Source organism: Variovorax sp. Varisp53 (assembly GCF_059491555.1).
Map to the genome: position 1 here is coordinate 3,463,929 of NZ_CP168512.1, position 21,569 is coordinate 3,485,497.

At 67.1% G+C, this 21,569-nt stretch carries 17 protein-coding genes and 1 riboswitch; of the genes, 9 read left to right on the top strand and 8 right to left on the bottom strand.

The features are described 5' to 3' along the window. The first annotated feature begins 27 nt into the window (after positions 1–27). From ACEOAB_RS16215 to ACEOAB_RS16235, 5 genes are all read left to right on the top strand, one after another. The gene (locus ACEOAB_RS16215) at positions 28–624 is read left to right on the top strand and encodes a peptidylprolyl isomerase (RefSeq protein WP_413749857.1); all 597 of its coding nucleotides are present in this window, start codon (positions 28–30) and stop codon (positions 622–624) included. Between the two features lie 26 nt (positions 625–650). Beyond that, entirely contained in the window at positions 651–1,163 is a 513-nt protein-coding gene (locus tag ACEOAB_RS16220) for a peptidylprolyl isomerase (protein WP_007836899.1), read from the top strand. Further along, positions 1,160–1,948, top strand: a complete 789-nt coding sequence (locus ACEOAB_RS16225) for a UDP-2,3-diacylglucosamine diphosphatase (protein ID WP_082572045.1) — start codon at positions 1,160–1,162, stop codon at positions 1,946–1,948. The genes ACEOAB_RS16220 and ACEOAB_RS16225 overlap by 4 nt, the downstream gene beginning before the upstream one ends. A 17-nt stretch (positions 1,949–1,965) precedes the next feature. Beyond that, positions 1,966–2,757, top strand: coding sequence for a M90 family metallopeptidase (locus ACEOAB_RS16230; protein WP_056592297.1), 792 nt, complete (start codon positions 1,966–1,968; stop codon positions 2,755–2,757). Between the two features lie 94 nt (positions 2,758–2,851). Next, positions 2,852–3,448, top strand: a complete 597-nt coding sequence (locus ACEOAB_RS16235) for a hypothetical protein (protein ID WP_056519039.1) — start codon at positions 2,852–2,854, stop codon at positions 3,446–3,448. Positions 3,449–3,534: 86 nt separating this feature from the next. Here the strand turns inward: ACEOAB_RS16235 and ACEOAB_RS16240 are convergent, their stop codons facing one another. Further along, positions 3,535–6,396, bottom strand: coding sequence for a DUF349 domain-containing protein (locus ACEOAB_RS16240; protein ID WP_495652962.1), 2,862 nt, complete (start codon positions 6,394–6,396; stop codon positions 3,535–3,537). 201 nt (positions 6,397–6,597) lie between these two features. Next, entirely contained in the window at positions 6,598–10,413 is a 3,816-nt protein-coding gene (locus ACEOAB_RS16245) for a DUF748 domain-containing protein (protein WP_495652963.1), read from the bottom strand. A 599-nt stretch (positions 10,414–11,012) separates the two neighbouring features. Between ACEOAB_RS16245 and ACEOAB_RS16250 the strand changes: the two genes are divergently transcribed. The 3 genes from ACEOAB_RS16250 (at position 11,013) to nrdR (ending at position 13,757) form a co-directional block, all read left to right on the top strand. Next, on the top strand, positions 11,013–11,852 hold the full coding sequence (locus tag ACEOAB_RS16250) for a lytic transglycosylase domain-containing protein (RefSeq protein ID WP_056592289.1): 840 nt from the start codon (positions 11,013–11,015) through the stop codon (positions 11,850–11,852). Between the two features lie 28 nt (positions 11,853–11,880). After that, positions 11,881–12,005, top strand: a riboswitch (ZMP/ZTP riboswitch). Between the two features lie 42 nt (positions 12,006–12,047). Beyond that, complete coding sequence (gene glyA / locus ACEOAB_RS16255; protein WP_413749904.1) at positions 12,048–13,292, top strand: serine hydroxymethyltransferase; 1,245 nt, start codon at positions 12,048–12,050, stop codon at positions 13,290–13,292. Positions 13,293–13,313: 21 nt separating this feature from the next. Continuing rightward, a complete protein-coding gene (gene nrdR, locus ACEOAB_RS16260; RefSeq protein ID WP_007836918.1) occupies positions 13,314–13,757 on the top strand; it encodes a transcriptional regulator NrdR in 444 nt (147 codons plus the stop codon). 18 nt (positions 13,758–13,775) lie between these two features. Here the strand turns inward: nrdR and ACEOAB_RS16265 are convergent, their stop codons facing one another. From ACEOAB_RS16265 to ACEOAB_RS16290, 6 genes are read right to left on the bottom strand one after another with little or no spacing between them, the layout of a single operon-like run. Continuing rightward, positions 13,776–14,237: a type IV pilin protein gene (locus ACEOAB_RS16265; RefSeq protein WP_413749905.1), complete on the bottom strand. Its 462-nt coding sequence runs from the start codon at positions 14,235–14,237 to the stop codon at positions 13,776–13,778. Positions 14,238–14,240: 3 nt separating this feature from the next. After that, positions 14,241–17,636: a pilus assembly protein gene (locus ACEOAB_RS16270; protein ID WP_413749906.1), complete on the bottom strand. Its 3,396-nt coding sequence runs from the start codon at positions 17,634–17,636 to the stop codon at positions 14,241–14,243. A 20-nt stretch (positions 17,637–17,656) separates the two neighbouring features. After that, positions 17,657–18,352, bottom strand: coding sequence for a PilX N-terminal domain-containing pilus assembly protein (locus ACEOAB_RS16275; protein WP_413749907.1), 696 nt, complete (start codon positions 18,350–18,352; stop codon positions 17,657–17,659). Continuing rightward, a complete protein-coding gene (locus ACEOAB_RS16280) occupies positions 18,349–19,173 on the bottom strand; it encodes a PilW family protein (protein ID WP_413749908.1) in 825 nt (274 codons plus the stop codon). Before ACEOAB_RS16280 ends, ACEOAB_RS16275 begins: the two co-directional genes overlap by 4 nt. Then, positions 19,170–19,712 carry a type IV pilus modification protein PilV gene (gene pilV / locus ACEOAB_RS16285; protein ID WP_056592282.1) on the bottom strand — a complete coding sequence of 181 codons (543 nt, stop codon included), beginning with the start codon at positions 19,710–19,712 and terminating at the stop codon, positions 19,170–19,172. The genes ACEOAB_RS16280 and pilV overlap by 4 nt, the downstream gene beginning before the upstream one ends. After that, entirely contained in the window at positions 19,706–20,203 is a 498-nt protein-coding gene (locus ACEOAB_RS16290) for a GspH/FimT family pseudopilin (RefSeq protein ID WP_413749909.1), read from the bottom strand. Before ACEOAB_RS16290 ends, pilV begins: the two co-directional genes overlap by 7 nt. A gap of 219 nt (positions 20,204–20,422) precedes the next feature. Between ACEOAB_RS16290 and ribD the strand changes: the two genes are divergently transcribed. Next, entirely contained in the window at positions 20,423–21,520 is a 1,098-nt protein-coding gene (gene ribD / locus ACEOAB_RS16295) for a bifunctional diaminohydroxyphosphoribosylaminopyrimidine deaminase/5-amino-6-(5-phosphoribosylamino)uracil reductase RibD (RefSeq protein ID WP_495652964.1), read from the top strand. Positions 21,521–21,569 lie beyond the last annotated feature (49 nt).

Here is a 21,569-nt window from a genome sequence, read left to right on the forward strand (position 1 = left end):
TTTCCTCATCCGCACACGGAGCCTCATTTGACGATCCAGTCCCTCTCCCGCTTCAGCCGCCGCAGCGCACTCGCGCTGGCCGCCGCCCTCGCGTTCGCAGCCACGGTCCATGCGCAGACTGCCGCGGCGCCGCACGTCAAGCTGGCCACCTCGGCCGGCGACATCGTGGTCGAGCTCGATGCGGCCAAGGCGCCCAAGTCGGTCGAGAATTTCCTGCAGTACGTCAAGGACAAGCACTACGACGGCACGGTGTTCCACCGCGTGATCGATGGGTTCATGATCCAGGGCGGCGGCTTCACGGCCGACATGCAGCAAAAGCCCACGCGAGCGCCCATTCCGCTGGAAGCGAGCAACGGCCTGAAGAACGACAAATACACGATCGCCATGGCCCGCACCGGCAATCCGAATTCCGCGACCTCGCAGTTCTTCATCAACGTGAAGAACAACGACTCGCTCAACGCGCCCAACCCCGACGGCTACGGCTACACCGTGTTCGGCAAGGTCGTCGCCGGCACCGACGTGGTCGACAAGATCCGCGCGGTGGCCACCGGCAACAAGGGCGGCATGCAGAACGTGCCGCTCGAGGCCGTCACCATCAAGTCCGCCACGCTGGTGGCGAAGTAATTCATTTCCCAAGCAGGAGTCCCCTCATGAGCAACCCCCAAGTCGAACTGCACATCAAGAACTACGGCGTGATCACGCTCGAACTCGACGCCGCCAAGGCGCCGAAGTCGGTCGAGAACTTCCTCTCGTACGTGAAGAAGGGCCACTACGACAACACGGTGTTCCACCGCGTGATCCCCGGCTTCATGGTGCAAGGCGGCGGCTTCGAGCCTGGCATGCAGCAAAAGCCCACCGGCGCCGAGATCGAGAACGAGGCCAACAACGGCCTGAAGAACGCCAACTACACCGTGGCGATGGCCCGCACCAGCGCGCCCCACTCGGCCACCGCGCAGTTCTTCATCAACGTGGCCGACAACGGCTTCCTGAACCACACCGCACCTTCGGCCCAGGGCTGGGGCTATGCCGTGTTCGGCAAGGTCATCAACGGCACCGACGTGGTCGACAAGATCAAGGCCGTGAAGACGGGCCGCAAGGGCTTCCACGACGACGTGCCGCTCGAAGACGTGGTGATCGAGAAGGCCGTCGTCATCGCCGAGTGACTGTGAGCCCGGCGGCGGTCGCAACGACAGTGTTCAAGGAACTGGTGGCGCCGCCTGCGTGGCGTACGGTCGACCTGATTTCCGACCTGCACCTGCAGGCCGGCGAGCCCGCCACCTTCGAAGCCTGGCAGGGTTACCTGCAGACCACACCCGCCGACGCGCTGATCATCCTCGGCGACCTGTTCGAAGTATGGGTCGGCGACGACTCGCTCGACTCCGCTGGTTTCGAGGCACAGTGCGCCGAGCTGCTGCGCCGCGCCGCGCAGCGGCTGCCGGTGTTCTTCGTGCACGGCAACCGCGACTTCCTCGTCGGCCCCGCGTTCGCGGCGCGATGCGGCTTCACGCTGCTCGACGATCCCACGGTGCTCGTGCTGCACGGCCAACGATGGCTGCTGAGCCACGGCGACATCCTCTGCCTCGAGGACACCGAGTACCTCAGGTTTCGCGCGCAGGTTCGCACGCCCGAGTGGCAGGCCGCATTCCTGGCCAGGCCGCTGGAAGAGCGCCGTGCGCTCGCACGTTCCATGCGCGTGCAGAGCGAAGACCGCAAGCGCAACCCCTCGACCATCTGGGCCGACGTCGACACCGCCGCCGCGCGCAACTGGCTGCAGCAGGCGAACGCCCACACGCTGGTGCACGGCCACACGCACCGCCCTGCCGATCACGACTTGGGCGACGGCCTGCGCCGCGTCGTGCTGAGCGACTGGGATGCGGCAGCGCATCCGCCGCGCGCGCAGCTGCTGTGCCTGTCCACCGTCGGCGCGCAGCGCGTCGATCTGCGCTAGCCGCGCCGCCGCCGCCAATGTTCAAGTGGCTGCGCCGCCTGCGCGCCCTGCCCCCGATTCCCGAAGCCGCCTGGCAGTCCGCGCTCAGGCGCTACGCCTTTCTCGGCGCCCTGCCCGCCGCCGACCAGCAACGCCTGCGCACGCTGACGGCCGAGTTCCTGCGCGACAAGGAATTCCACGGCGCCAAGGGCTTCACCATCACCAATGAAGTTGCGCTGGCCATCGCAGCGCAGGCCGTGCTGCCGGTGCTGCATCTCAAGGGCGGGCTGAACTGGTACGACGACTTCGTGGGGATCGTCGTGCACCGCTCAGAGGTGGTGGCGCGCCGCAAGGTTGTCGACGAAGCCCAGGTGGTCCACGAGTACGGCGAAGTCGTGGCCGGCGAAGCCATGGACCGCGGCCCCGTCATGCTGAGCTGGGACGATGTGCTGGCAAGCAGCATCACCAGCGAGCGCGGCTACAACGTCGTGATCCACGAGTTCGCCCACAAGATCGACATGCGCAGCGGCGACGCCAACGGCTGCCCGCCGCTGCCCGCCGGCTTTGCGGGCCAGCGTAGCGCACGTGCGGCTCGCGCGGCATGGCTTGCGGTGCTGCAGCCCGCCTACGAGGATTTTCGCGAGCGGACCATCAAGGCAGAGCGCTTCGGCGCCGCGCCGCCGTGGCTCGACGCCTACGGCGCCACCTCGATCAGCGAGTTCTTCGCGGTGGCGTGCGAGGCCTATTTCGTGAACCGCCCGAACTTCGCCCGGGACTTCCCGGGCGTGCTCGCGCTTTTCGATGAATTCTTTCTACCTAAAAGTCCCTGAACGCTCGCCCACTCTTGTTGGCATGCTATTCATTCAATAGCAACTCCATCGCTACCATAGACGGGTTAACAACTCGTTTAAAAAGGTAAACAACATGAGGGATTGGCTCTATCAGCTCACGGGCAAGGCGTGGCTTGCACTGGTTTTCGGCATCGGCATCCTGGGTTGGGCAGGTTATGCGCAGTTCAAGGCTGGTTCCGACACGCACGGCGCCGCCGTGGAAGACCTCGTTGCCAGGAGCGGCAAGATCGTCAGCGGCAGCGAAGTCACCGAAACCACCAAGCGCCGTCGCGGCGGCAGTACCACGCGCCACTATTTCGTGCTCGACGCCAAGGTTGCCGACGGCAGCACCGAAAAATGGCGCGTCGACTACGCAATCGGCCGCAGCAAGCTCGAGCCGCTGATCGACGAATCCGTCGAAGTACGCATCGATCCCTCGGACAACAACCTTGTCTACGAAGTGAAGCTCAAGGGTCAGCCCGTGGTGAAGCTGGCCGACGTGCAGAAGATCATGGAAAGCAAGGACCAGGCTGCGGCATCGAGTGCCACGGACAAGGGCACGCTGATCGCCGGCGCCGTCGCCCTGCTGCTGGGCATCGGCGGGCTGTTGATCCGGCGCAGGATCGGCGACGGCTACCAGGCCGAGCAGGCTGCCGCCGTGCAGACGCCCGTCATCGGCGAGAAGGTTTGAACGGATCGACATTCGATTCAACCCCCAAAGAAAAAGGCGCCCCCGCGGGGGCGCCTTTTTCGTGGCCCTGACTTTCGGCCGGCCGCTTACTTGCGCAGCAGCGCCTTCAGTGCGTTCTGCAAACGTCGCGCGCTGGAGGCATCGTGCGCCGCGGCCAGAACCTTGCCGGCATCCTGGCCCCAGGTCTGGTCGGGCGCCGGGTCGCCACGCTTCGTGAGCAGCTTGAGCTGCAACGCGCGGCGCGCGTCGAGCTGCTCGGCCGGCGTCGGCACTTCGGCTGCCATTTCGAGGCGCAGCAATGCTTCGGCGGCGTCGGGTGCGGCGGCCGTCGGCGCGGAGCCGATGGCTTGCGACCAGCCACTGCGCACGGCGGGCGTGACTGCGCGGCCCAGCTCCTGAATGCTCGGCAGGCGGCTGGCGTCGCGCTGTTCCCATGCGCCCAGCACCTGGGTCAGCGCTTCGCCATGCGCCTGCGCGGCGAGCTTGCGCAGTGCCATGTCGGCGCGTTCGAGTGCTTCGCGCTGCGCGCGGAAGGCTGCATCGCCCAGGCGCGGGCCCCGGTCTTCGAAACGCGGCGGACGGTCACCGAAACGGCCGGCAGGTGCGCCCCGATCGCCGCGTGCATCGGAGCGCGGAGCACCGCGATCGCTCGAGCGGCCCGGACCGCCAGCGCCTGGCCTGCCGCCTTCGCGCCGATCGCCGAACCGGCCACCTGCACCACGGGCCGCGGGCGCTGCTTCGGCCTTCTTGCTGCTGGGGCGGTCGTCGCCGCGCATCGCCACGACGGGCTTGGGCGCGGGCTTCGGTGCCGCAGCAGGCGCTTCGACAGCGGCAGCTTCGCCAGCGTCATGCGCCGGGCCATCGGCGCGTGCCGAGGCATCGGCACCGTCGGCGGGCGCCACGAGGTCGACCGAAGCGGCAAGCGCCTGGCTTGCGTGCGTACCGGGCGAGGCTTCCGCATCGCTCGGGCTCGGCGCCTGCTCCGCGCTTTCGCCGAATTCAGCGGCGGCCTGACCCGGAGCCTCGATCTCGGTCGCGCCAACCGACGGACCGTCGCTCGCGACAGCGGCCTGCTCGGCCTTCGGTGCGGGCGGCGGTGCTTCACCGCGCATCGCTGCTTCCAGCCGGGCAATGGCGGCGCGGATCTTCTGCACGTCGCCGCCGGCATTGGCTGCGTCGAGTGCCTTGGACGCGTCGAGCACATGGCGGTCGTGCTCGCTCATTGCGGACGACGCCTTTTCGCGCTCGGCCGTCTTGCGGTTGAAGGCTTCGTCGATGGGCGCGCGGAATGCGTCCCACATTTTCTGTTCGTGGCGGCGGTCGAGCGGCACGCTCTGCGCTTCGGCCTGCCAGCGCTGCTGCAGCGCCTTGACGGCATCGATGCGCAGCATCGGCTGGGCACCGAGTTCGATCGCCTCGGCGATCATCGCCTGGCGGCGTTCGACGCTGGCCTTCTGCGCGGCCTCGAACGGTGCGCGGGCTGCGCCAAAGGCTTCGTTCCACTGCGACTGCAGCTCGGCGAACACCTTCTCGCCCACGTGGCCGCCGTCCCGCCAGCGGTCGGCGAACTGGTGCAGCGCGCGGTTGTGCGCCTTCAGGTCGGTGGCGCCGGCATGTTCGGCGGCCCAGGCCTTGACTTCTTCGATCAGCGCGACGCGGTGCGCGCGGTGCTCGGCCGCATCGGCGCGGACCTTCTCGAGCCAGGCTTCGACCACCTTGTGGGCTTCGTTGCAGGCTTCGTCGAAGCGCTTCCAGAGCGCGTGGTTGGGCACACCGCCCTGGTCGGCCTGCTTCCACTGGTCGCGCAGGGCACGCAGGGTTTCCTGCATCTTGCGGCCGCCGAGGGCCTGGCCTTCGGGACGCTTGAGCAGGCCTTCGGCCTTGGCGACGAGGTCTTCGCGCACCTTGTCGGCACTCCAGCGCTGCCACCCTTCGAGTTCGCCGGCGGCCACCAGCGCGGCATGCACGCGGGCTTCGAGCGGCGCCTCGACCAGCTTGCCGTGCTCCTTGAGCACAGCGCGCAGCGCAGCGGCCGCACCGGCGCTGGCCTTGCCATGGCCTTCGGCGGTTTCCTGCTCGAGCTTGGCGAGCGCGGCCTGCACCGCGTCCTGCGCGGCGGCGCGCACGGCCGGGTCGACCTTGGGCGCAGCGGGGCGAGCGGGGGCGGCGGGCTTTGGCGCCACGACCTCGCCGCGCGCAGCGCGCAATTCATCGGCCCACACGGGCACGGGCGGCAGCGGTGCGGCCGCATCGGCCGCGGCCGCGACGGCCTGGGCCAGCGCGCTGTGGAACGCATCGGACACCACCAGCAGTTGCGACTTCGACGATTCGAGCTGCGGCGCGAACTTGGCGTCGAGGCTGGTCCAGTTGGCATCGGCCGTGATCTCGCCCGCCTGCTGCTGCCAGTGGGTCACGTCGGCACGCAGCGATTCCTCGGCGGCCTGGGCGTCCTGCCAGCCCTTGGTGGACAGCACCTCGAAGCGCTGCGCCAGCAGCACGGCGGCTTCGCGGTGCACCTGGGCACGGTGCTGCAGGTCTTCGATGCCCTTGACGCGTTCGGCCAGCTTGGCCTTCAAGCCGGCCAGCGGCTCGCGCGACAGCGGCGCGCCGGCCTTGGCGGCGTCGCGCTGCCAGGCCAGTGCATCGGCGATGTTGAGCTTGGACTGGCCCAGCAGCGCCTCGGCCTTTTGCGCCCATTTGGCGGCAATGGCCTCCTGGCCCTTGGCGCGCTTGAGTTCGTCGAGCTTTTCGCGCAGCAGGCGCGCGGCGCCCTTGTCGCGACCGCTCAGCTCCTTGAAGACCTCCTGCATCAGCTCGGGCGCGGGGTTGCCCGCGAGCCAGTCGCGGATGCGCGCGGCGCGCTCTCCGGAGGTCGGCGCGGTGAAGGCGCCGCCGGTGAGCGTGTCGAGGGCCTGAAGGTCGTGTGGCTTGGAAGAAGTAGAGGTCACTGCGCGAAATCGTTGTCTTGGTAGAGAAAGCGAAGGCGCCGGCAAAGGCCGGCGCACATCGATATTTTCACCCACTTGCGGTTGGCCGCTGAATTCCGTCCTGAAACGGTGGCGAACACGGGTCGTGGGCGGGAGGTGAACGAACTACATATATAGCAAGCTGAAGAAAAAAACCAAGTCCCGCGGACGGATCGCCGCGCCTCACCTCATGGTCAGGCTGAGCTCGGCGCCCGGCTTCCAGTCGCCGCCGCTGGCGCTGGTGCGCACGGCGCCCAGGAACAGGCGCTCGCTCGGCAGCTTCTTCGCGAGCAGGTAGTCGCGCACGGCTGCGCCACGTTCGACCGCGAGCTGGCGCATCGACTCTTCGTCGACCGGCACGCTGGCGAACAGCAGCTTTTCCATGTCCGGAACCGGGAGGTCTTTCGCCAGGCCGACGAGGTTGCGCGGCTTGGTGATGTCGGCGCGCTTGTACACGGCGGTCAGCAGCGCGGGGTATTCGGCATCGGTGACAGGCGGCACCTCGGTGCCGGTCTCCCCGCCGCGCACGGCGACCCGGCGCTTCTCGGCGTAGGCGAGCTGGCGCACGCGCTGGCGCTGGTAGGCGTCGCGCTCCTTCTCGAGGCTGGAGGTGCCGACCACTGTCATCTGCAGCGTGGGCCGGTCGGTCAGCGCCTTGGCGACCTTGTCGAGGCCCTCCTTGGCGGTGGCGCCGAGTTCCGAACTGCCGGGCTCGAAAGTAATGGCGCTCGATTCGTCGCTGCCGCCGCCGAGGCCGCCTGTAAGCAGGCGGAACGGCGCCGTCGCGGCCTTGGCGATCAGGTTGACCACGGCCTTCCAGATCAACGGACCGACGCTGAACTGCGGATCGTTGAGCGACCCGCTGAGCGGCAGGTCGACGTCGATCACGCCGTTGCGGTCGGCCAGCAGCGCCACGGCCAGCTTGACCGGCAAGCTGCTGGTGGAGCCTGCAACTTCGTCGCCGAACTGCAGCTGGTTGAGCACCAGCTTGTTGGTGGCCGTCAGCTGCCCGTCCGGCGCGACCTTGTAGTTGACGTCCATGCTCATCTTGCCGCGCTCGATGCCGTGGCCGGCATAGCGCACCGAGTACGGCGACAGCGGAGCGAGGTCGAGGTCGCGCATCTTGGCGGTGATGTCGAGTTCGAGCGGCTTGGCCAGCGGATTGAGCTTGCCGGTGATTTCCAGCGCCGCGGTCTGCTGCGCCTTGCCGCGCAGTTCGAGGTCGGCCAGCGCGGGGCGCCCGCCCTCGCCCTTGGGCGGGTTCGACGAGAACGAACTGAGCTTGCCTGTCAGCTCGCTGAGGTCGGCCGAGTAGTTGGGCTTGACGAACAGGTCGGTGAAGTCGATCTTGCCGTTGACCAGGCTCATCGGGCCGAAGTTGATGATGGGTGCGGGGCCCGCGTCGGCCGCCGGAGCGGGCGCCGCTGCGGTCGCCACCGGCTTGGCGGATGGAGGTGCGCCGCCGACCATCTCCTCGGCCGACACCGGCGCGCCCCCCGTGGGTTTCTGCACGGGTGCCCGGGCCGTGGTGGTGGAGGTTCCGCCCAGGCCCTTGCGGGTGCTGGCCTCGCCGGCCGCCGCCGCAGCCGCGTTCGCCTCGGCCTCGCCCTTCTTGGTCAGGCTCGACAGGTTGAGCCGGCCGGTCGGGTCGACGATCACGCGGGCGAAGAAGTCGGTCAGCGTGGTTTCGCGCACGTCCACGTTCGGCGGGGCGTTGGGCACCATGCTGACCTGCAGGCCGCGCAGGCTCAGGGTCTTCCAGCTCAGCAACTGGTTGGTGTTGCGGTCGAAACCGGGCGACTGCGTGAGGGACACGCTGTTGGCGCGGAAGTCGTCGAGCGCGGTGTCGCCCGCCAGCTTCAGGCTCATGCCCGCCGGCGACGTGGCATAGCGCACCGTGCCACGGTAGCTTGCGAAGGCGCGCCGGATGTCGACGTTGAGCGCGTCCGCGTAGTAGGCCTTGAAGGTATGCGCGGGGAACGACGCCACCTCGAGCCGGCCCTCGGCCGCGAGCGGCTTGAGCACCACGTTGCCCTTGTAGTCGAAACGGCCCGGCTCGGAGCGACCGGAGCCGATGCGGCCCGAGACTTCCAGCGGCGACGCCGTGCTGGTTTCGGGCGCGATCTTCTGGGCCTGGAGCTTGAAGGCGGTGACTTCCACTGCGACTGGGGTGGCGCCGGCCTTGTCCGCATAGGAAAGCGCACCGTTGTCGATCGCCAGCGTGCCGATGGTCAGCGCCCAGGGCTTGGTGTTGGCGCCGGGCTTCGGCGTCTCGGCGCCCGCGGGCTTGGGCGCGGCGACCTTGGCTACGGCCTCCTTCTCGCCACCGCCGGCCGGCGTCTTGAGCCAGCGCTCGAACATCCAGCGCTTCTCGCTGTCGCGCTCGACGCGCACCTTGGGGTTGGTCGCGGTGAACGAGGCCACGTTCAATGTGTGCTTCGTCATGTCGGCCTCGGCATCGACCAGCTCGAAGCGGCCGACGCTCGCCAGCGCGGTCTTGGCCTGGGTCAGCGCGAGCCCTTCGGCGGACAGGCGGCGCGCCTTGAACTTCAGGTCGGGCTGAGCCCAGGCGACGTCGATCTGTCCGCTGAGCTTGCCGTCCAGCGTGGGCTCCAGGCTTTGTGCCAGATAAGGTGCGGCCAGCGACAGCGGCAGCGCGTCGACCTCGGTCTGCACGTCGGCCACCTTGTCGGTGGCGGTGCCCTTGAACTTGAGCGAGGCGCCGGCGATGGCCGTGCTGCCGTTGAATGCGGCCGGCTTTTCCATCGGCCAGGTGACGCCCGTGACGCCGATGCCCAGGTCGATCAGGTCGACGGCCGCGGCCGGATTGGTCGTTTCATCGCGCCAGCCGATGCGCCCGCCATCCAGCGCCAGCTTGTCGACCTGCACTTTCAAGGCCGGTTTTGGCACCGCCTTGCCGGCCGGAGCGCTCGCCGCAGCAGCCGGCAGCGGCGCCGCCTTCTCGGCCGCGCCAGTGGATGGATCGGTGGCCAGCAGATTGAGCTTGCCGGCCGCATCGCGCGCCACCGCCAGCTGCGGTTTGACCAGCGCGACTTCGCTCAGGTGGAACACCGATTCCAGCGGGCGCACGTCGGCCAGCGCCAGCTTGAGCGAATCGAAGGCCAGCAGGTCGCGGCCGCGCGCATCGGCCACCTTGGCGGTGTGCGCCTCGACCGTGCCGGTGATCCTCAGGCCGGTGGTCTCCGCTTGTTCGAAGCCGATCTTCAGGTCGGCGTCGAGGCTGCCCGCCTGCAGGCGCACCGGCAGGCCGCCGGGGATGTAGCCAAGGTACGGCACCAGGTCGAGCCCCTTGAACTGCACGTGGGCGTCGGTCTTGCGGTTGTTGGCGAAGGGCGTGGTGAAGGCGGCAGAGTCGAACTTGCTGCCGTTGAGCGCGAAGGCCAGCTTGGGCTCGGTGTTGATGTCGCGCTTGGAATCGAGGTTGCTCAGGAACGGCACCTTGAGCACGAAATCGCGCAGTTCGTGCTTGCGCTTGACTGTCTGGTCGTCGAAATCGACCGAGCCGCCATTAATCGCGATGTTGTAGATGGCAAAGCGCGCGGGCTTGGCGTTCGGATCGGGCGGCGGGCCGGCCGAGAGCTTGGCCAGGATGTCGTCGATGTCGTATTTGCCGTCGGTCAGGTGCGTGAGCAGGACGGCGGGGCCGTCGATCGTGACTGCATCGATCACCGGCGCAAGGCGCAGGAGCGACTGCAATTCGGCATCGGCGTAGATGCGGTTGATGGCCACCTGCGGCTTGCTGCCGTCGGCGGTGGCGATGCGCAGATCGCTCAGCGTGAGTTCGAGCGTCCAGGGTTTGAAATCGATCTTTCCTACTGTTACCTGGCGCCCGAGCTTCTCGCTCGCGATCTTCTGGAGCTGGCTTTTGGCAATCGGCGGCACTGCCAGCCAGGCGATGGCCCAGAAGGCCAGCAGACCCAGCACCGCGACGACCCCACGCCGCACCCATTTGTTTTGTTTGATCGAAGCAAAGTCCATCAAGGGAGTGTGCCGCAAACGGATGGCCCATCCAGAAGCAAGAAAGCCCGGCAACGCGACGGAATTGCCTTGTTGCCGGGCTTGATGGCGGGCCCAAAACCCATGCCATCGATTCGCGCGACCGGAAGTCAATGGTTCCTGCCGTGCTGGCAGCAAGAGATTGCCACCATGGATCCTCGGCCGCTGAGCCCTTGACTTGCACCTCGGGCTGCCGGACCTCGGAAAACACCTGAAAACTCAGGCCGATCCAGATTAGGCGTCGCACCCTCGGATTGCAAACGCGTTTTGCCAAGGGGTTTCCCGTAAACCTAAACACCTCTTGCCAGTCGCTTTTTTAACCATTTATTAGCATAAGGAAACAATTTCTTATACTTGACCGGGTATTTAGCCACGCTAGAATCCGCCCTGCTCCGACTGCCCGATGCAGCGGAGCCTCCCTGAATCCGCTGCCGAATTCCCCCGGCTTGATCAGGTCGCCGCGCCCTCAACCCCCTTCACTCCATGCGCGGAGCCTGATTCGTACCAATCCAAGCGCCGTTGCCTTTCATCCATCGCCTCTCCAGGCGTTGCGAGCAGGTGCCGCACAGAAAGGAAGAGCGATGAACAAGGCGTTCCATGCCACAGCCCGCGGGCTACGGACCTTCGTGTCCGACGTGACAGACGGCTTTTTTGAAATCACCCACAACGGGTTTGCGCTGGTCGGACTGGCCATCGTGTTCGCGGCCCTCGCCCTCGTGGCGCGGCCCGACCTGCGCCAGACCGGCGAGGAGCAACTGATGGGCTGGCTGCAGTCGCGCAAGCCCGCGCCTGAAGCCACCGACCTGGAGCCGACCGCCATCGAGCGCACCACGGCCGCGAGCCCCGCCGACCTGCCCAAGCAGCAGGCCGCCGTGGCTTACTGGCTGAGCAAGAAGTACCGCGTGGCCGCCGAGCCGTTGAGCGTGCTCGTGGCCGAGGCCTACGGCATCGGCAAGCGCACCAAGATCGATCCGACCCTGATCCTCGCGATCATGGCCGTCGAGTCCAGCTTCAATCCGTTCGCCCAGAGCCAGGTCGGCGCGCAAGGCCTGATGCAGGTCATGACCCGCGTGCACGGCGACAAGTACGAAAGCGCGGGCGGCACGCTCACCGCCTTCGATCCGGTGACCAACATGCGTGTCGGCGTGAAGGTGCTGCAGGAATGCATCACCCGCGCCGGTTCGCTCGAAGGCGGCCTGCGCTACTACGTGGGCGCGGCCAATCTCGAGGACGACGGCGGCTACGCCAGCAAGGTGATGGCCGAGCACGAGCGCCTGCGGCAGGTGGCCAACGGCCGCGCGCCGTCGACCGTCACGCCGCCGAGCGTGCGCGCGCAGCCGATCCCCGTGGCAGTGCCCCCCAAGCCCGAGGAACGCAGCACCGAACCGGCCAAGGTCGCCCTGCTCTCCTCCGTTTCCTGAGCTTCGCGGGCCGGGTGTGAGCTACACTCGGCCGGTACGCGACTGGCGATAGGCGCAGCATCCGAACAAGGTGCCACGCGCTGACGTGGAACACCACTGGGAAGCGTACCGCCTGGCACCACAGGCGTTCAGCCGTTCGCCTGGGCAGCCCTTGTTTTGGTTGAAGAACAAGGACCTCGTCTTCAAAGGACTGCCATGTACCAACGCAATATCCTGGTCGAACAGACCGATCCCGAAATCTGGGCCGCGATCCAAGCCGAAAACGCGCGCCAGGAACACCACATCGAGCTGATCGCCAGCGAGAACTACGCCTCGCCGGCCGTCATGGCCGCCCAGGGCTCGCAGCTCACCAACAAGTACGCCGAAGGCTACCCGGGCAAGCGCTACTACGGCGGCTGCGAGCATGTCGACGTGGCCGAGCAGCTGGCCATCGACCGCATCAAGCAGATCTTCGGCGCCGACGCCGCCAACGTGCAGCCGCATTGCGGCGCCTCGGCCAACGAAGCAGTGATGCTGGCCTTCCTGAAGCCCGGCGACACCATCATGGGCATGAGCCTGGCCGAAGGCGGCCACCTGACGCACGGCATGCCGCTGAACATGAGCGGCAAGTGGTTCAACGTGGTGAGCTACGGCCTGGACGCCAACGAAGCCATCGACTACGACGCGATGGAACGCAAGGCGCACGAGCACATGCCCAAGCTGATCATCGCGGGCGCCTCGGCCTATTCGCTGCGCATCGATTTCGAGCGCTTCGCCAAGGTGGCCAAGGACGTGGGCGCGATCTTCATGGTCGACATCGCCCACTACGCCGGCCTCGTGGCCGCGGGCGTGTACCCCAACCCGGTGCCGCACGCCGACGTCGTCACCTCGACCACCCACAAGAGCCTGCGCGGCCCGCGCGGCGGCATCATCCTGATGAAGTCGCAGCACGAAAAAGCCATCAACAGTGCGATCTTCCCGGGCCTGCAAGGCGGCCCGCTGATGCACGTGATCGCCGCCAAGGCCGTCGCGTTCAAGGAAGCCATGGCGCCCGAGTTCAAGGCCTACCAGCAACAGGTGGTCAAGAACGCCCAGATCGTGGCCGACACCCTCACCGAGCGCGGCCTGCGCATCGTGAGTGGTCGCACCGAAAGCCACGTCATGCTGGTCGACCTGCGCGCCAAGGGCATCACCGGCAAGGAAGCCGAAGCCGTCCTGGGCGCCGCCCACATGACGATCAACAAGAACGCGATCCCCAACGACCCGGAAAAGCCGATGGTCACCAGCGGCGTGCGCATCGGCACCCCGGCGATGACCACGCGTGGCTTCAAGGACGAAGAGGCTCGCATCACCGCGAACCTGGTGGCCGATGTGCTCGAGAACTCGCGCGATGCGGCGAACATCGACGCGGTGCGCGCCAAGGTGCACGCGCTGACGAGCCGCTTCCCGGTCTACCGCTGATCACCTGGAAGACCTGACCGCATGAAATGCCCTTTTTGCGGTCATCTTGAAACGCAGGTCGTCGAGACCCGCGTTTCGGAAGACGCCGACTTCGTGCGCAGGCGCCGCCAATGCAGCGCCTGCGACAAGCGCTTCACCACCTACGAGCGGCCTGACGTCAACTTCCCCGTGGTGGTCAAGAAGGACGGCAGCCGCGCTGACTTCGACTCGACCAAGGTGCGCGCCTCGATGATGCTGGCGCTGCGCAAGCGTCCGGTGAGCATCGAGCAGATCGACAACGCCTTGCTGCGCATCGAGCAGAAGCTGCTGGCCAGCGGCCTGCGCGAAATCGACTCGACCAAGGTTGGCGAACTCGTGATGCGCGAACTCAAGAAGCTCGACAAGGTCGCCTACGTGCGCTTCGCCTCGGTGTACCGGAGCTTCGAGGACGTGGACGAGTTCAGGCAGTTACTGCGCGACATCTGAGGGCCGGGCGCCGGCCTCTCAACGATTCCAGCAAAGCTGCACCAGCGCATCCGAAGCGTCGGCCTGGCCCGCAGCCAGCCTGACACCCTGCTGGTTCACCGTCAGTGTTCCGCACTCGTCGTTGCGCGATGCGCCCTCCGGCACGGCCTGCAGCGTGTAGGTGGTCGCTGTTCTCGCGGCATAGCCGATGGCGTAGTTCGCCGTACCGGACGACGGCGCCTGCCGCAGCCCTGCCGGCAGCGCGACGGTCGCCGGGGGATACCGGCCATTGACGGTCAGGTACCGCTCCGTCCATTGCGCCGCCTGCAGCAACTGCTGCTTGGCATCGGCCCTCTTGGCCCGCAGCACATAACGCGTATAGCTCGGGTAGGCGATCGCCGCGAGGATGGCGATCACCGCCGTCACGATCATGAGTTCGATCAGCGTGAAGCCGCGCGAGCGGAACCGCTCCTTGGCCTGCGCCTCGGGATGCTTGTCCATGGCCTAGTTCGACGACATCAGGTTGCGCCAGCCGAAGCGCCGGACGATATCCGGCCGCTTCGGCGCATTGCATTCGCCGGCCGCGTTGCAGATGACGTCCTTGCCCTTTTCCCGGTCCTGCGGCTCGAAGGCGATGTCGTCCCTGCCGGAACGATTGCGAAAGCCGAGGTAGCCGCCAGCCGTGCCGGACCCGTTGTAGGCGATGCCGTCAGGGGCCGAGCCGCTGAAGAAGTCGATCACCATCGACCAGCCGTCGTCGCCGGTGCCCGCGGTGCAATCGAGCGGATTGCTGCCGGTGCCGGGAATGGTGGTCGAGAACAAGCCGGCGCTGTTGCTCAGCGCGTCGCCCGGATAGACGATGCGCTCCCTGGCGGCCGGCAGTCGGAGGTACCAGCCGCGCCTGGCGCTGGAACCGCTGTAGCTCACACTGTTGCCCGAAACGGTGCGGAACTCGGCATCACCTTCCCTGACGGCGTCGGTGCCAATGGCCTGCGCCACAAGGTCGGTCAATGCCGCGGTGCCCGTGCTGCCGTTGGCCCGGTCCCGGACGCCGTACAGATACTGGCTGGCGACAGTGCTTTCATCGCCGGCGGCAAACAGGCGACCCGTGCCGAACACCACCATGTAGCCGCCCCGCGGATGGCCGACGACCACCGGCGCCGCCGTGATCGGCTGCGTGGCGCCGGCCGTGAACAGCGGCACGTCGTCGAGGCTCGACGCGGTCGCGCCCGAGCCCATGGTGGCCTTCCATTTGCGGCTGTCGGCATCGCTCAGGTCGAACCGCCACAGGTTGCCGAGCAGGTCGCCGGCGTACGCAAAGTCGACCTTGCCGTCGCCGTTGCGGTCCACCACGCGCGGGGCGGAAAGCCCGTTGCCGGTGCCGCTGCCCTGTGTGGCAGGCGCGGGGATCTTGAGGACCGACTTGTCGCCGTCGAGATACTGGATCCACAGCACCGCTTTCTCGCTCGTGCTGTTGTAGCCATTGCCGAGGATCACGGCCTTGCGGCCGTTGTTCAGCAGCGCCACCTGCAGCGCACGCCTGGAGAAGGAATCGAGCGCGGGTTGCTGGAACTGATGGCCCAGGTCGCTATCGGAAAGCGCGGTCGTATCGATCACCGCCACGCTGGCAGCCCTGGACTCGTCGATGTTCTCGGGCTTGGTCACGTCGAGCACGAAGTAGCCCTTGCCGCCCGCACCCAGCGTGCCCACGAGGAAGGATTTCCACCCAGCCGCTTTCTCGGCGTCAGTGGCTGTGGCCGTGGCAGCCGCCCCCATGTAGATGTCGGCCACGAAGGCGCTGCCGTCGACGTAGTACCTGTGCGAGTAGGCGGTTTCGCTGAGCCGCTTGAGACCGGGTTCGGCCGCCGTGCCGTAGAGGCCTTCGGGCACATAGGCGAACTCTTCCCTGCCGGTTGCCGCATTGAAGGCATGCAGCATGCCGTCGTTGGCGCCCACGTAGACCATGGGCGTGCGAGCGGTGGCGGCGAACGTGGCATATGCATCGTTGGTGAAACCGCTCCTGGGTTGCCCCGCATACCAGACACTGGAACCCACGATGTCACCGAGCACATGGCCGCGCTTGCGCAATTGAAGGCCGGCGCCCTCGTTGCTGCGATCGCCGCGCAGGAAATCGAGCACGGCACGGCCGAGCGCGATGCTCGCGGTGTCTGTGCTGGCGGTTCCCTTGAGCGCGGCCTTCTGCACGTCGCTGAGGCTGGCCCAGCGAAACGGCACGCCTGAGCCCGTGGTTGCGGCACTGGTGGCCGTTGCCGCGGCAGTGCCCGAGAAGCTCAGCACCTTGCGATCGCCGTCGTGCGCGCCCCCTGCGGCTATGCGGGCATCGAGCAGCCCGCGCGCCGACCAGTCGGACGTGGCGGCCAGCCTGCCGTTGGCACCGAACCTGGTGGCGGTGAGCGCGCCCGACCAGTCGGCCGAGTCGTAGCCGGCTCGATAGACCGCCGTGCCGGTCGACACCCTGGAGGCACTCGCCGAAATCGAAGTCAGCGGGATGCTGGTGTTGAGCAGGATCTGCCCGAGGATGGACCTGAAAGCATCGCTGAGCGCCTGCGAATTGGAGGCCGGCGTGAAGGTGCCACGGCTGTTGAGCGCGGCATGCCAGAGGTCCATGCGCACGGCGGCGGCGTTGGCAGCCTTCTCGTGGTAATAGCCATAGGAGCCGCTGCCGGAACGCCAGGGCGGGAATATTCTGGTTCCATTCGACGAGCTGGTCTCGGTTTCCGTCGCCGTGCTCGCCAGCGGGTTCATCCAGGTGGCCGAGCCATCGACCAGGCGCGCATAGTCCCCGCTGTACGTCGGCTGCGCGGTCTCGGCTGAAATGGCCGGTGCGCCCGTCCACGACGAAGCGGCGCCAAAACCGACGGTGTAGGTCGTCAGATGCTGCCAAGTGGCCGGATCGTTCTTGGGATTCCAGTACTCGGGGACGGTCGCCGTGCCTACCGTGACGTTGCCGGCTTCCGCAACGATCTTCCTGAGATTGTTCGGCACGCCCGGCTGCAGGTCGCTGGCCCAGTAGTGAAAGGCCATGTCGGCCAGGGTCGGACGGTATTCCGCGATCGGCCTCCAGTTGCCCGTGGCATCCCTCGCCCAGTTGGCGCTGTCGCTGATGGCGCCGGCATTGTCCTTGTAGGGCGCGCGCGGCAGGTAGTCCACGGAATCGGGCAGCACGCGATTCGTCCCGTCGGCGTTGCCGATGGCCGGCATGCCGAGCGCCGCCGGATCCGGGTTGAATCCGAAGAAGTTGTAGTCGCCGTCGGTCATGAAGATGTGAAAGGACTTGCGGCAACTCGACTGTGCGGCCCCCTCCACGCCCGGGTCGTCCGAGTAAGGGCTGTAGCGCCCGGTGGTCTTCATGTATTCGCCGGCGCGGGTCATCATGGCGTGCAGCGGTGTGCCGCCGCCCGCGGCCAGGGCGTCGACCCAGCTCATGAACGCGGCGCGGTGCGTGCCGCCCAGCGAATTCATCAGGTTCGCATTGGCGAGGCCGTTGATCCGGCAGCCGCCGGCTTGGTAGGTGCCTGGCGAGGTGTCGCCGAAGAACCCGACGCAGCTGTTGTCCTTGTTGTCGTTCATCGCCTGCCAGGAGAGACGAATACGGTCATCGGGAATGTTGGCCACCGAGAAATTGGCGCGGAGCGCGGTCTTCAGCGCTTCCATCCGGTTGGGCGTTCCGGGAGGCGGCGCAGCTTGCCCGTCCGACGCCCGCGAGGACCAGGCCATGCTCCCCGAGTTGTCGACCGACACGATCACGTTCGGCGCCGGTTCATCGACTGTGGTGCTGCGCGGCACCTGTGCCAGCACATATTGCCCGGCGTGGCCGACGGCCTGCACCAGTACCAAGCCGCACACCAGGGCGTTCCTCGAAAACCTGTCGATGTTCATATGCCTCCCTCTCGCAATGCTCAATTCACCTCGGTGACCGGGTCCGGATCGAAGGACACCTGCAATTCGACCCGCGTCCCGCCTGCGGCGCTCGCGCTGCGCGCCCCCGTGGAGACGGCGGTGATTCGGTACAGCGGGTATTTGCTGTTCTTGCGGTCGATGACTTCGATCCAGTACCTGGCGCTGGCCAGCGCCGGATTGCCCGCAGCGGGCGCCCCCGTGAATTGCCCGTACGACGCATGCTTGTTCACATACGCGGTACGGGTCCAGAACCGGTAGGCCTCGCTGCCGGACGCAGCCGCCACCGAATCGGCCGCGGAGAAATAGCAGATGCCTTGCTCGCAACTGTTGGCGCCGTCGGCCATGTAGGCAGTCACCCAGCCGGTTTCCCTGTCGGGGAAGACACGGCCATCGTCGGCCTTGCGGCAGCGCGACGCCGGGAGCGTCGAACAGGCCACGTAGGTCTGGGTTGCGGTGGCAAAAGCCAGTTGCCGGATGTCGCGCTCCGCATCCAGCAGCGCGGCTTCCGCAGCCTCGAAGGCGCGCTGGTGTTCGCGCTGGTTGCCTGCCACCGACTCGAGCAACTGCGCCACTCGCGCGCCGCCCACCGCCAGCAGCGCTGAGAGCAGCAGCATGATCAGCACGATGAAAAGCGAAAACCCACGCTGCGCCAACCAGGCGCCGGAACCACCGCCGAACCGGAGCGCGCGCCTCACAGCGCCCCCAGGTTGTTTCGCAGCGCGAATACCGCCGTGTAGACGCGCCGCAGCCTGCCATCGCCGCTGGCCTGCGACTTGCCGTCGCAATCGGTATAGCCGCCGCTCGGGTTGTTCCTGGAACTGCCCGCAAGTTGCAGGCAGACGCGCACCGTGCGAACGCGGTTGAAGCTCGCCACGTCATCGGCCGTTACGTAGCGCACCACCTGTTCGCTTCCCGCCGCAGCCCCTACGCCGTACGCGACATCGAAGCGCTCGACGCCGTCGATGATCGGCTGCGGCGCGGTATTGCCGCTGCCCTTGCATCTCAGGACGCCGTTCGCCACCGAGAACTCGCTGGTGATCACCCGCACGTTGTCCGGAGCGACAGGAATGGCCGGGTCGTAAACGTCGCCCGCCGCGTTCTTGGCGCCCTGCCCCAGGCAGTCCTTGAAGTAATCGGGATTCGGCGCGTAGCCGATCTTCAGCCTGTCGTGCACCGAACCGCCCGGCGACTCCTCTCCCTTGATCGCGAAGAAGGCCGGCTCGCTCGCAAGATTGGTGTTCCTGTCCGCATTGGCATTGAAGTAGTACAGCGGCTCGGTCGCGTCGATGGGGATGTAGCCGGCCTGCCGGATCTGCTGGCCCAGCAGCCTGAACGCCAATGCCGACGATTGGTGGAGCGCGTTGACGTCGTCGCTCGTCATGGCTGTGTTGCGGGTGCCGAGCATGCTGGCGATGGCAGCCAGCACCACCAGCATGCCGATGATCAGCGCGACGAGGAACTCGACCAGCGTGAAGCCGGCCTGCGGCGGGCGAGGAGCGCGGGCCTTGTCGTTCATGGCTGCGGCACCGCAACGACGACTTCCAGGCAGGCCTTGCCCGTCGGGCAGCTCCAGGCCGGATCCGGCGCGATCGGGTTGACGACGGCAGGCTCGTCCCAGGCGATGTGCATGAACAGCAAGCCGCCGGCCGCCGCCTTGCCCTGCATGTCGGCCAGTCCGCCCGGCAACGCACTTGCTACCGTGCGCTTCCAGTTCCACAGATCGTAGGCCGCGAGCTCGACGGCGCTGCAGCTGGCATCGGCCCCTGCGCATGAACGCTCGGGTGCGGCAGCGCTTGCCGGCGACCAGTCGGCCACATAGGGGCTGTCGGCCGTGGCGCCCGTGACAAGGTTGGCACGGATGCGGTCGGCCATGTCGCCGGCCAGTTGCACGGCCATGTTCAGGTTGCTGGCACCCGCGCTGTCTGCGAGCACGCGCAGCTGGAGGCCGGCCAGCGCCAGCAGGCCGAACGAGAGCACGAGAACGGCCACCATGGCCTCGATCAGCGAAAAGCCCGCCTGGCTCCCGCGCGGCTTGCGAAATGGAACGCTCAGCACGTTGCGCTCCCCTTCACCAGCCGGTCGCGCCCACCGAGCGCCACGCACACTGCGGCGGCATTGGGCGAAGCGTCGTTCCCGGCCGGGCGGAAGCTGAAGCTGGCAACGCCTGCAGAGTGGCCCATGGCATCGAAGGACACGGCACCGAGGGAACTCTTTCCGATCGCGACCCGCGTGTCGGGGTCTTGCCGCCTGAGGGTTTCGACGGTGTCCCCGCTGCTAACCGTCGTGTCCCAGCCGCAGCTCCAATCCCTGCCGCGGCACTCTGCACGCTGCTGGAGGGTCACGGTTTTTCCGCGCCGGGCGGCCTCGGAGCGCGCGTGGCTCAGGCTCGCCATCAAGGCCGAGGCCATGCCCTGTACGCGATACTTTTCGATCAGGCTGCTGAAATTGGGCAGCGCCATGGCCAGCAGGACGGTCATCAGTACGATGACGGTCATCATTTCGACCAGCGTGAAGCCCCGCGCGGACGCGCAGAATCTGTTGTTCATGTCGTGTCGCCCGCCGCCTTGCACCACAGTGCCGGACGGACGCTTCTCCCCTGTTTGCAATAGCCGGAAATTCTATTTTTTCAATTTCTTATTGAAGGCCATTGCGCGACAAGCGGTCAAAGCAAATGGATCAACGGTCAATGGTTTTCAATTGATTACAAATTGCCAATCAAATAAATTCGATTTAACAAAAAGATGACAAAAGAAATTGCGAATTTCATGGCCCATGCACTGGATCTCGCGCGCCAGGCCGGACCCGAGACCGATCCGAATCCGCGTGTCGGCTGCGTCCTGGTGGCCGCGGATGGCGCTGTGATCGGCCAAGGCAGCACCCAGCAGGTCGGCGGCCCGCATGCCGAGATCATGGCGCTGCGCGATGCGGCCGCGCGGGGCCATTCGGTCACGGGCGCAACCGCCTGGGTCACGCTCGAGCCCTGCGCCCACCACGGCCGCACCGGCCCGTGCTGCGATGCGCTGGTCGCGGCGGGCATCGGCCGGGTCGTTGCATCGCTCGCCGACCCCAACCCGCTGGTCGCCGGCCAGGGCTTCGAGCGGCTGCGCGCTGCGGGCGTCGAGGTCGAGGTGGGCCCGGGCGCAGAGGAAGCGCGGGAGCTCAACATCGGCTTCTTCAGCCGCATGGTCCGCAAGACACCCTGGGTGCGGCTCAAGGCCGCAGCTTCGCTGGACGGCAAGACCGGCCTGCACAACGGCGTGAGCCAATGGATCACGTCCGAACCGGCGCGCGCCGACGGCCATGCATGGCGTGCGCGGGCCAGCGCGGTACTGACGGGCGTGGGCACGGTGCTGGAAGACGATCCCCGGCTCGACGTGCGGCTGGTGGAAACCAAGCGCCAGCCGCACGTGGTGGTGATCGACAGCCAATTGCAGACCCCGCCCGACGCAAAGCTCTTCTTGCCCGGCCGCGCCGTCTGGATCTACGCCGCGGCCCAGGACAGCGCGAAGGCCGCCGCCCTGGAAGCGCGCGGCGCCACCATCGCCTTTCTTCCCAATGCGCAGGGCAAGGTCGATCTGGCGGCGATGCTGCGGGATCTCGCCCGGCGCGAGGTCAACGAACTCCACGTCGAGGCCGGCCACAAGCTCAATGGATCGCTGCTGCGCGAAGGCCTGGTCGACGAACTGCTGGTGTATCTGGCGCCGAAACTGATCGGCGATGGCCTCGGCATGGCATCCGGCATTCACACGGGCGGCCTGTTGGCCGACCTGGCGGGCGCGCTACCGCTCGAATTCCGGACCTTCGACCGGGTGGGACCGGACCTGCGGATCGTGGCCCGGGTCGCCGGAAGGGACGCTTTCTAGCGGGCGAATGCGGGCGTCCGACGGCCGGACCCAGGATGTCTGCGAAAAT

What these genes read in the sequence shown, in the direction of transcription:
- ACEOAB_RS16290 (WP_413749909.1), bottom strand. Translation starts at nt 20,203, where the DNA reads ATGAACAACAGATTCTGCGCGTCCGCGCGGGGCTTCACGCTGGTCGAA.
- ACEOAB_RS16245 (WP_495652963.1), bottom strand. Translation starts at nt 10,413, where the DNA reads ATGGACTTTGCTTCGATCAAACAAAACAAATGGGTGCGGCGTGGGGTC.
- ACEOAB_RS16250 (WP_056592289.1), top strand. Translation starts at nt 11,013, where the DNA reads ATGAACAAGGCGTTCCATGCCACAGCCCGCGGGCTACGGACCTTCGTG.
- glyA (WP_413749904.1), top strand. Translation starts at nt 12,048, where the DNA reads ATGTACCAACGCAATATCCTGGTCGAACAGACCGATCCCGAAATCTGG.
- ACEOAB_RS16265 (WP_413749905.1), bottom strand. Translation starts at nt 14,237, where the DNA reads ATGGACAAGCATCCCGAGGCGCAGGCCAAGGAGCGGTTCCGCTCGCGC.
- ribD (WP_495652964.1), top strand. Translation starts at nt 20,423, where the DNA reads ATGGCCCATGCACTGGATCTCGCGCGCCAGGCCGGACCCGAGACCGAT.
- ACEOAB_RS16270 (WP_413749906.1), bottom strand. Translation starts at nt 17,636, where the DNA reads ATGAACATCGACAGGTTTTCGAGGAACGCCCTGGTGTGCGGCTTGGTA.
- ACEOAB_RS16280 (WP_413749908.1), bottom strand. Translation starts at nt 19,173, where the DNA reads ATGAACGACAAGGCCCGCGCTCCTCGCCCGCCGCAGGCCGGCTTCACG.
- ACEOAB_RS16220 (WP_007836899.1), top strand. Translation starts at nt 651, where the DNA reads ATGAGCAACCCCCAAGTCGAACTGCACATCAAGAACTACGGCGTGATC.
- ACEOAB_RS16235 (WP_056519039.1), top strand. Translation starts at nt 2,852, where the DNA reads ATGAGGGATTGGCTCTATCAGCTCACGGGCAAGGCGTGGCTTGCACTG.
- ACEOAB_RS16230 (WP_056592297.1), top strand. Translation starts at nt 1,966, where the DNA reads ATGTTCAAGTGGCTGCGCCGCCTGCGCGCCCTGCCCCCGATTCCCGAA.
- nrdR (WP_007836918.1), top strand. Translation starts at nt 13,314, where the DNA reads ATGAAATGCCCTTTTTGCGGTCATCTTGAAACGCAGGTCGTCGAGACC.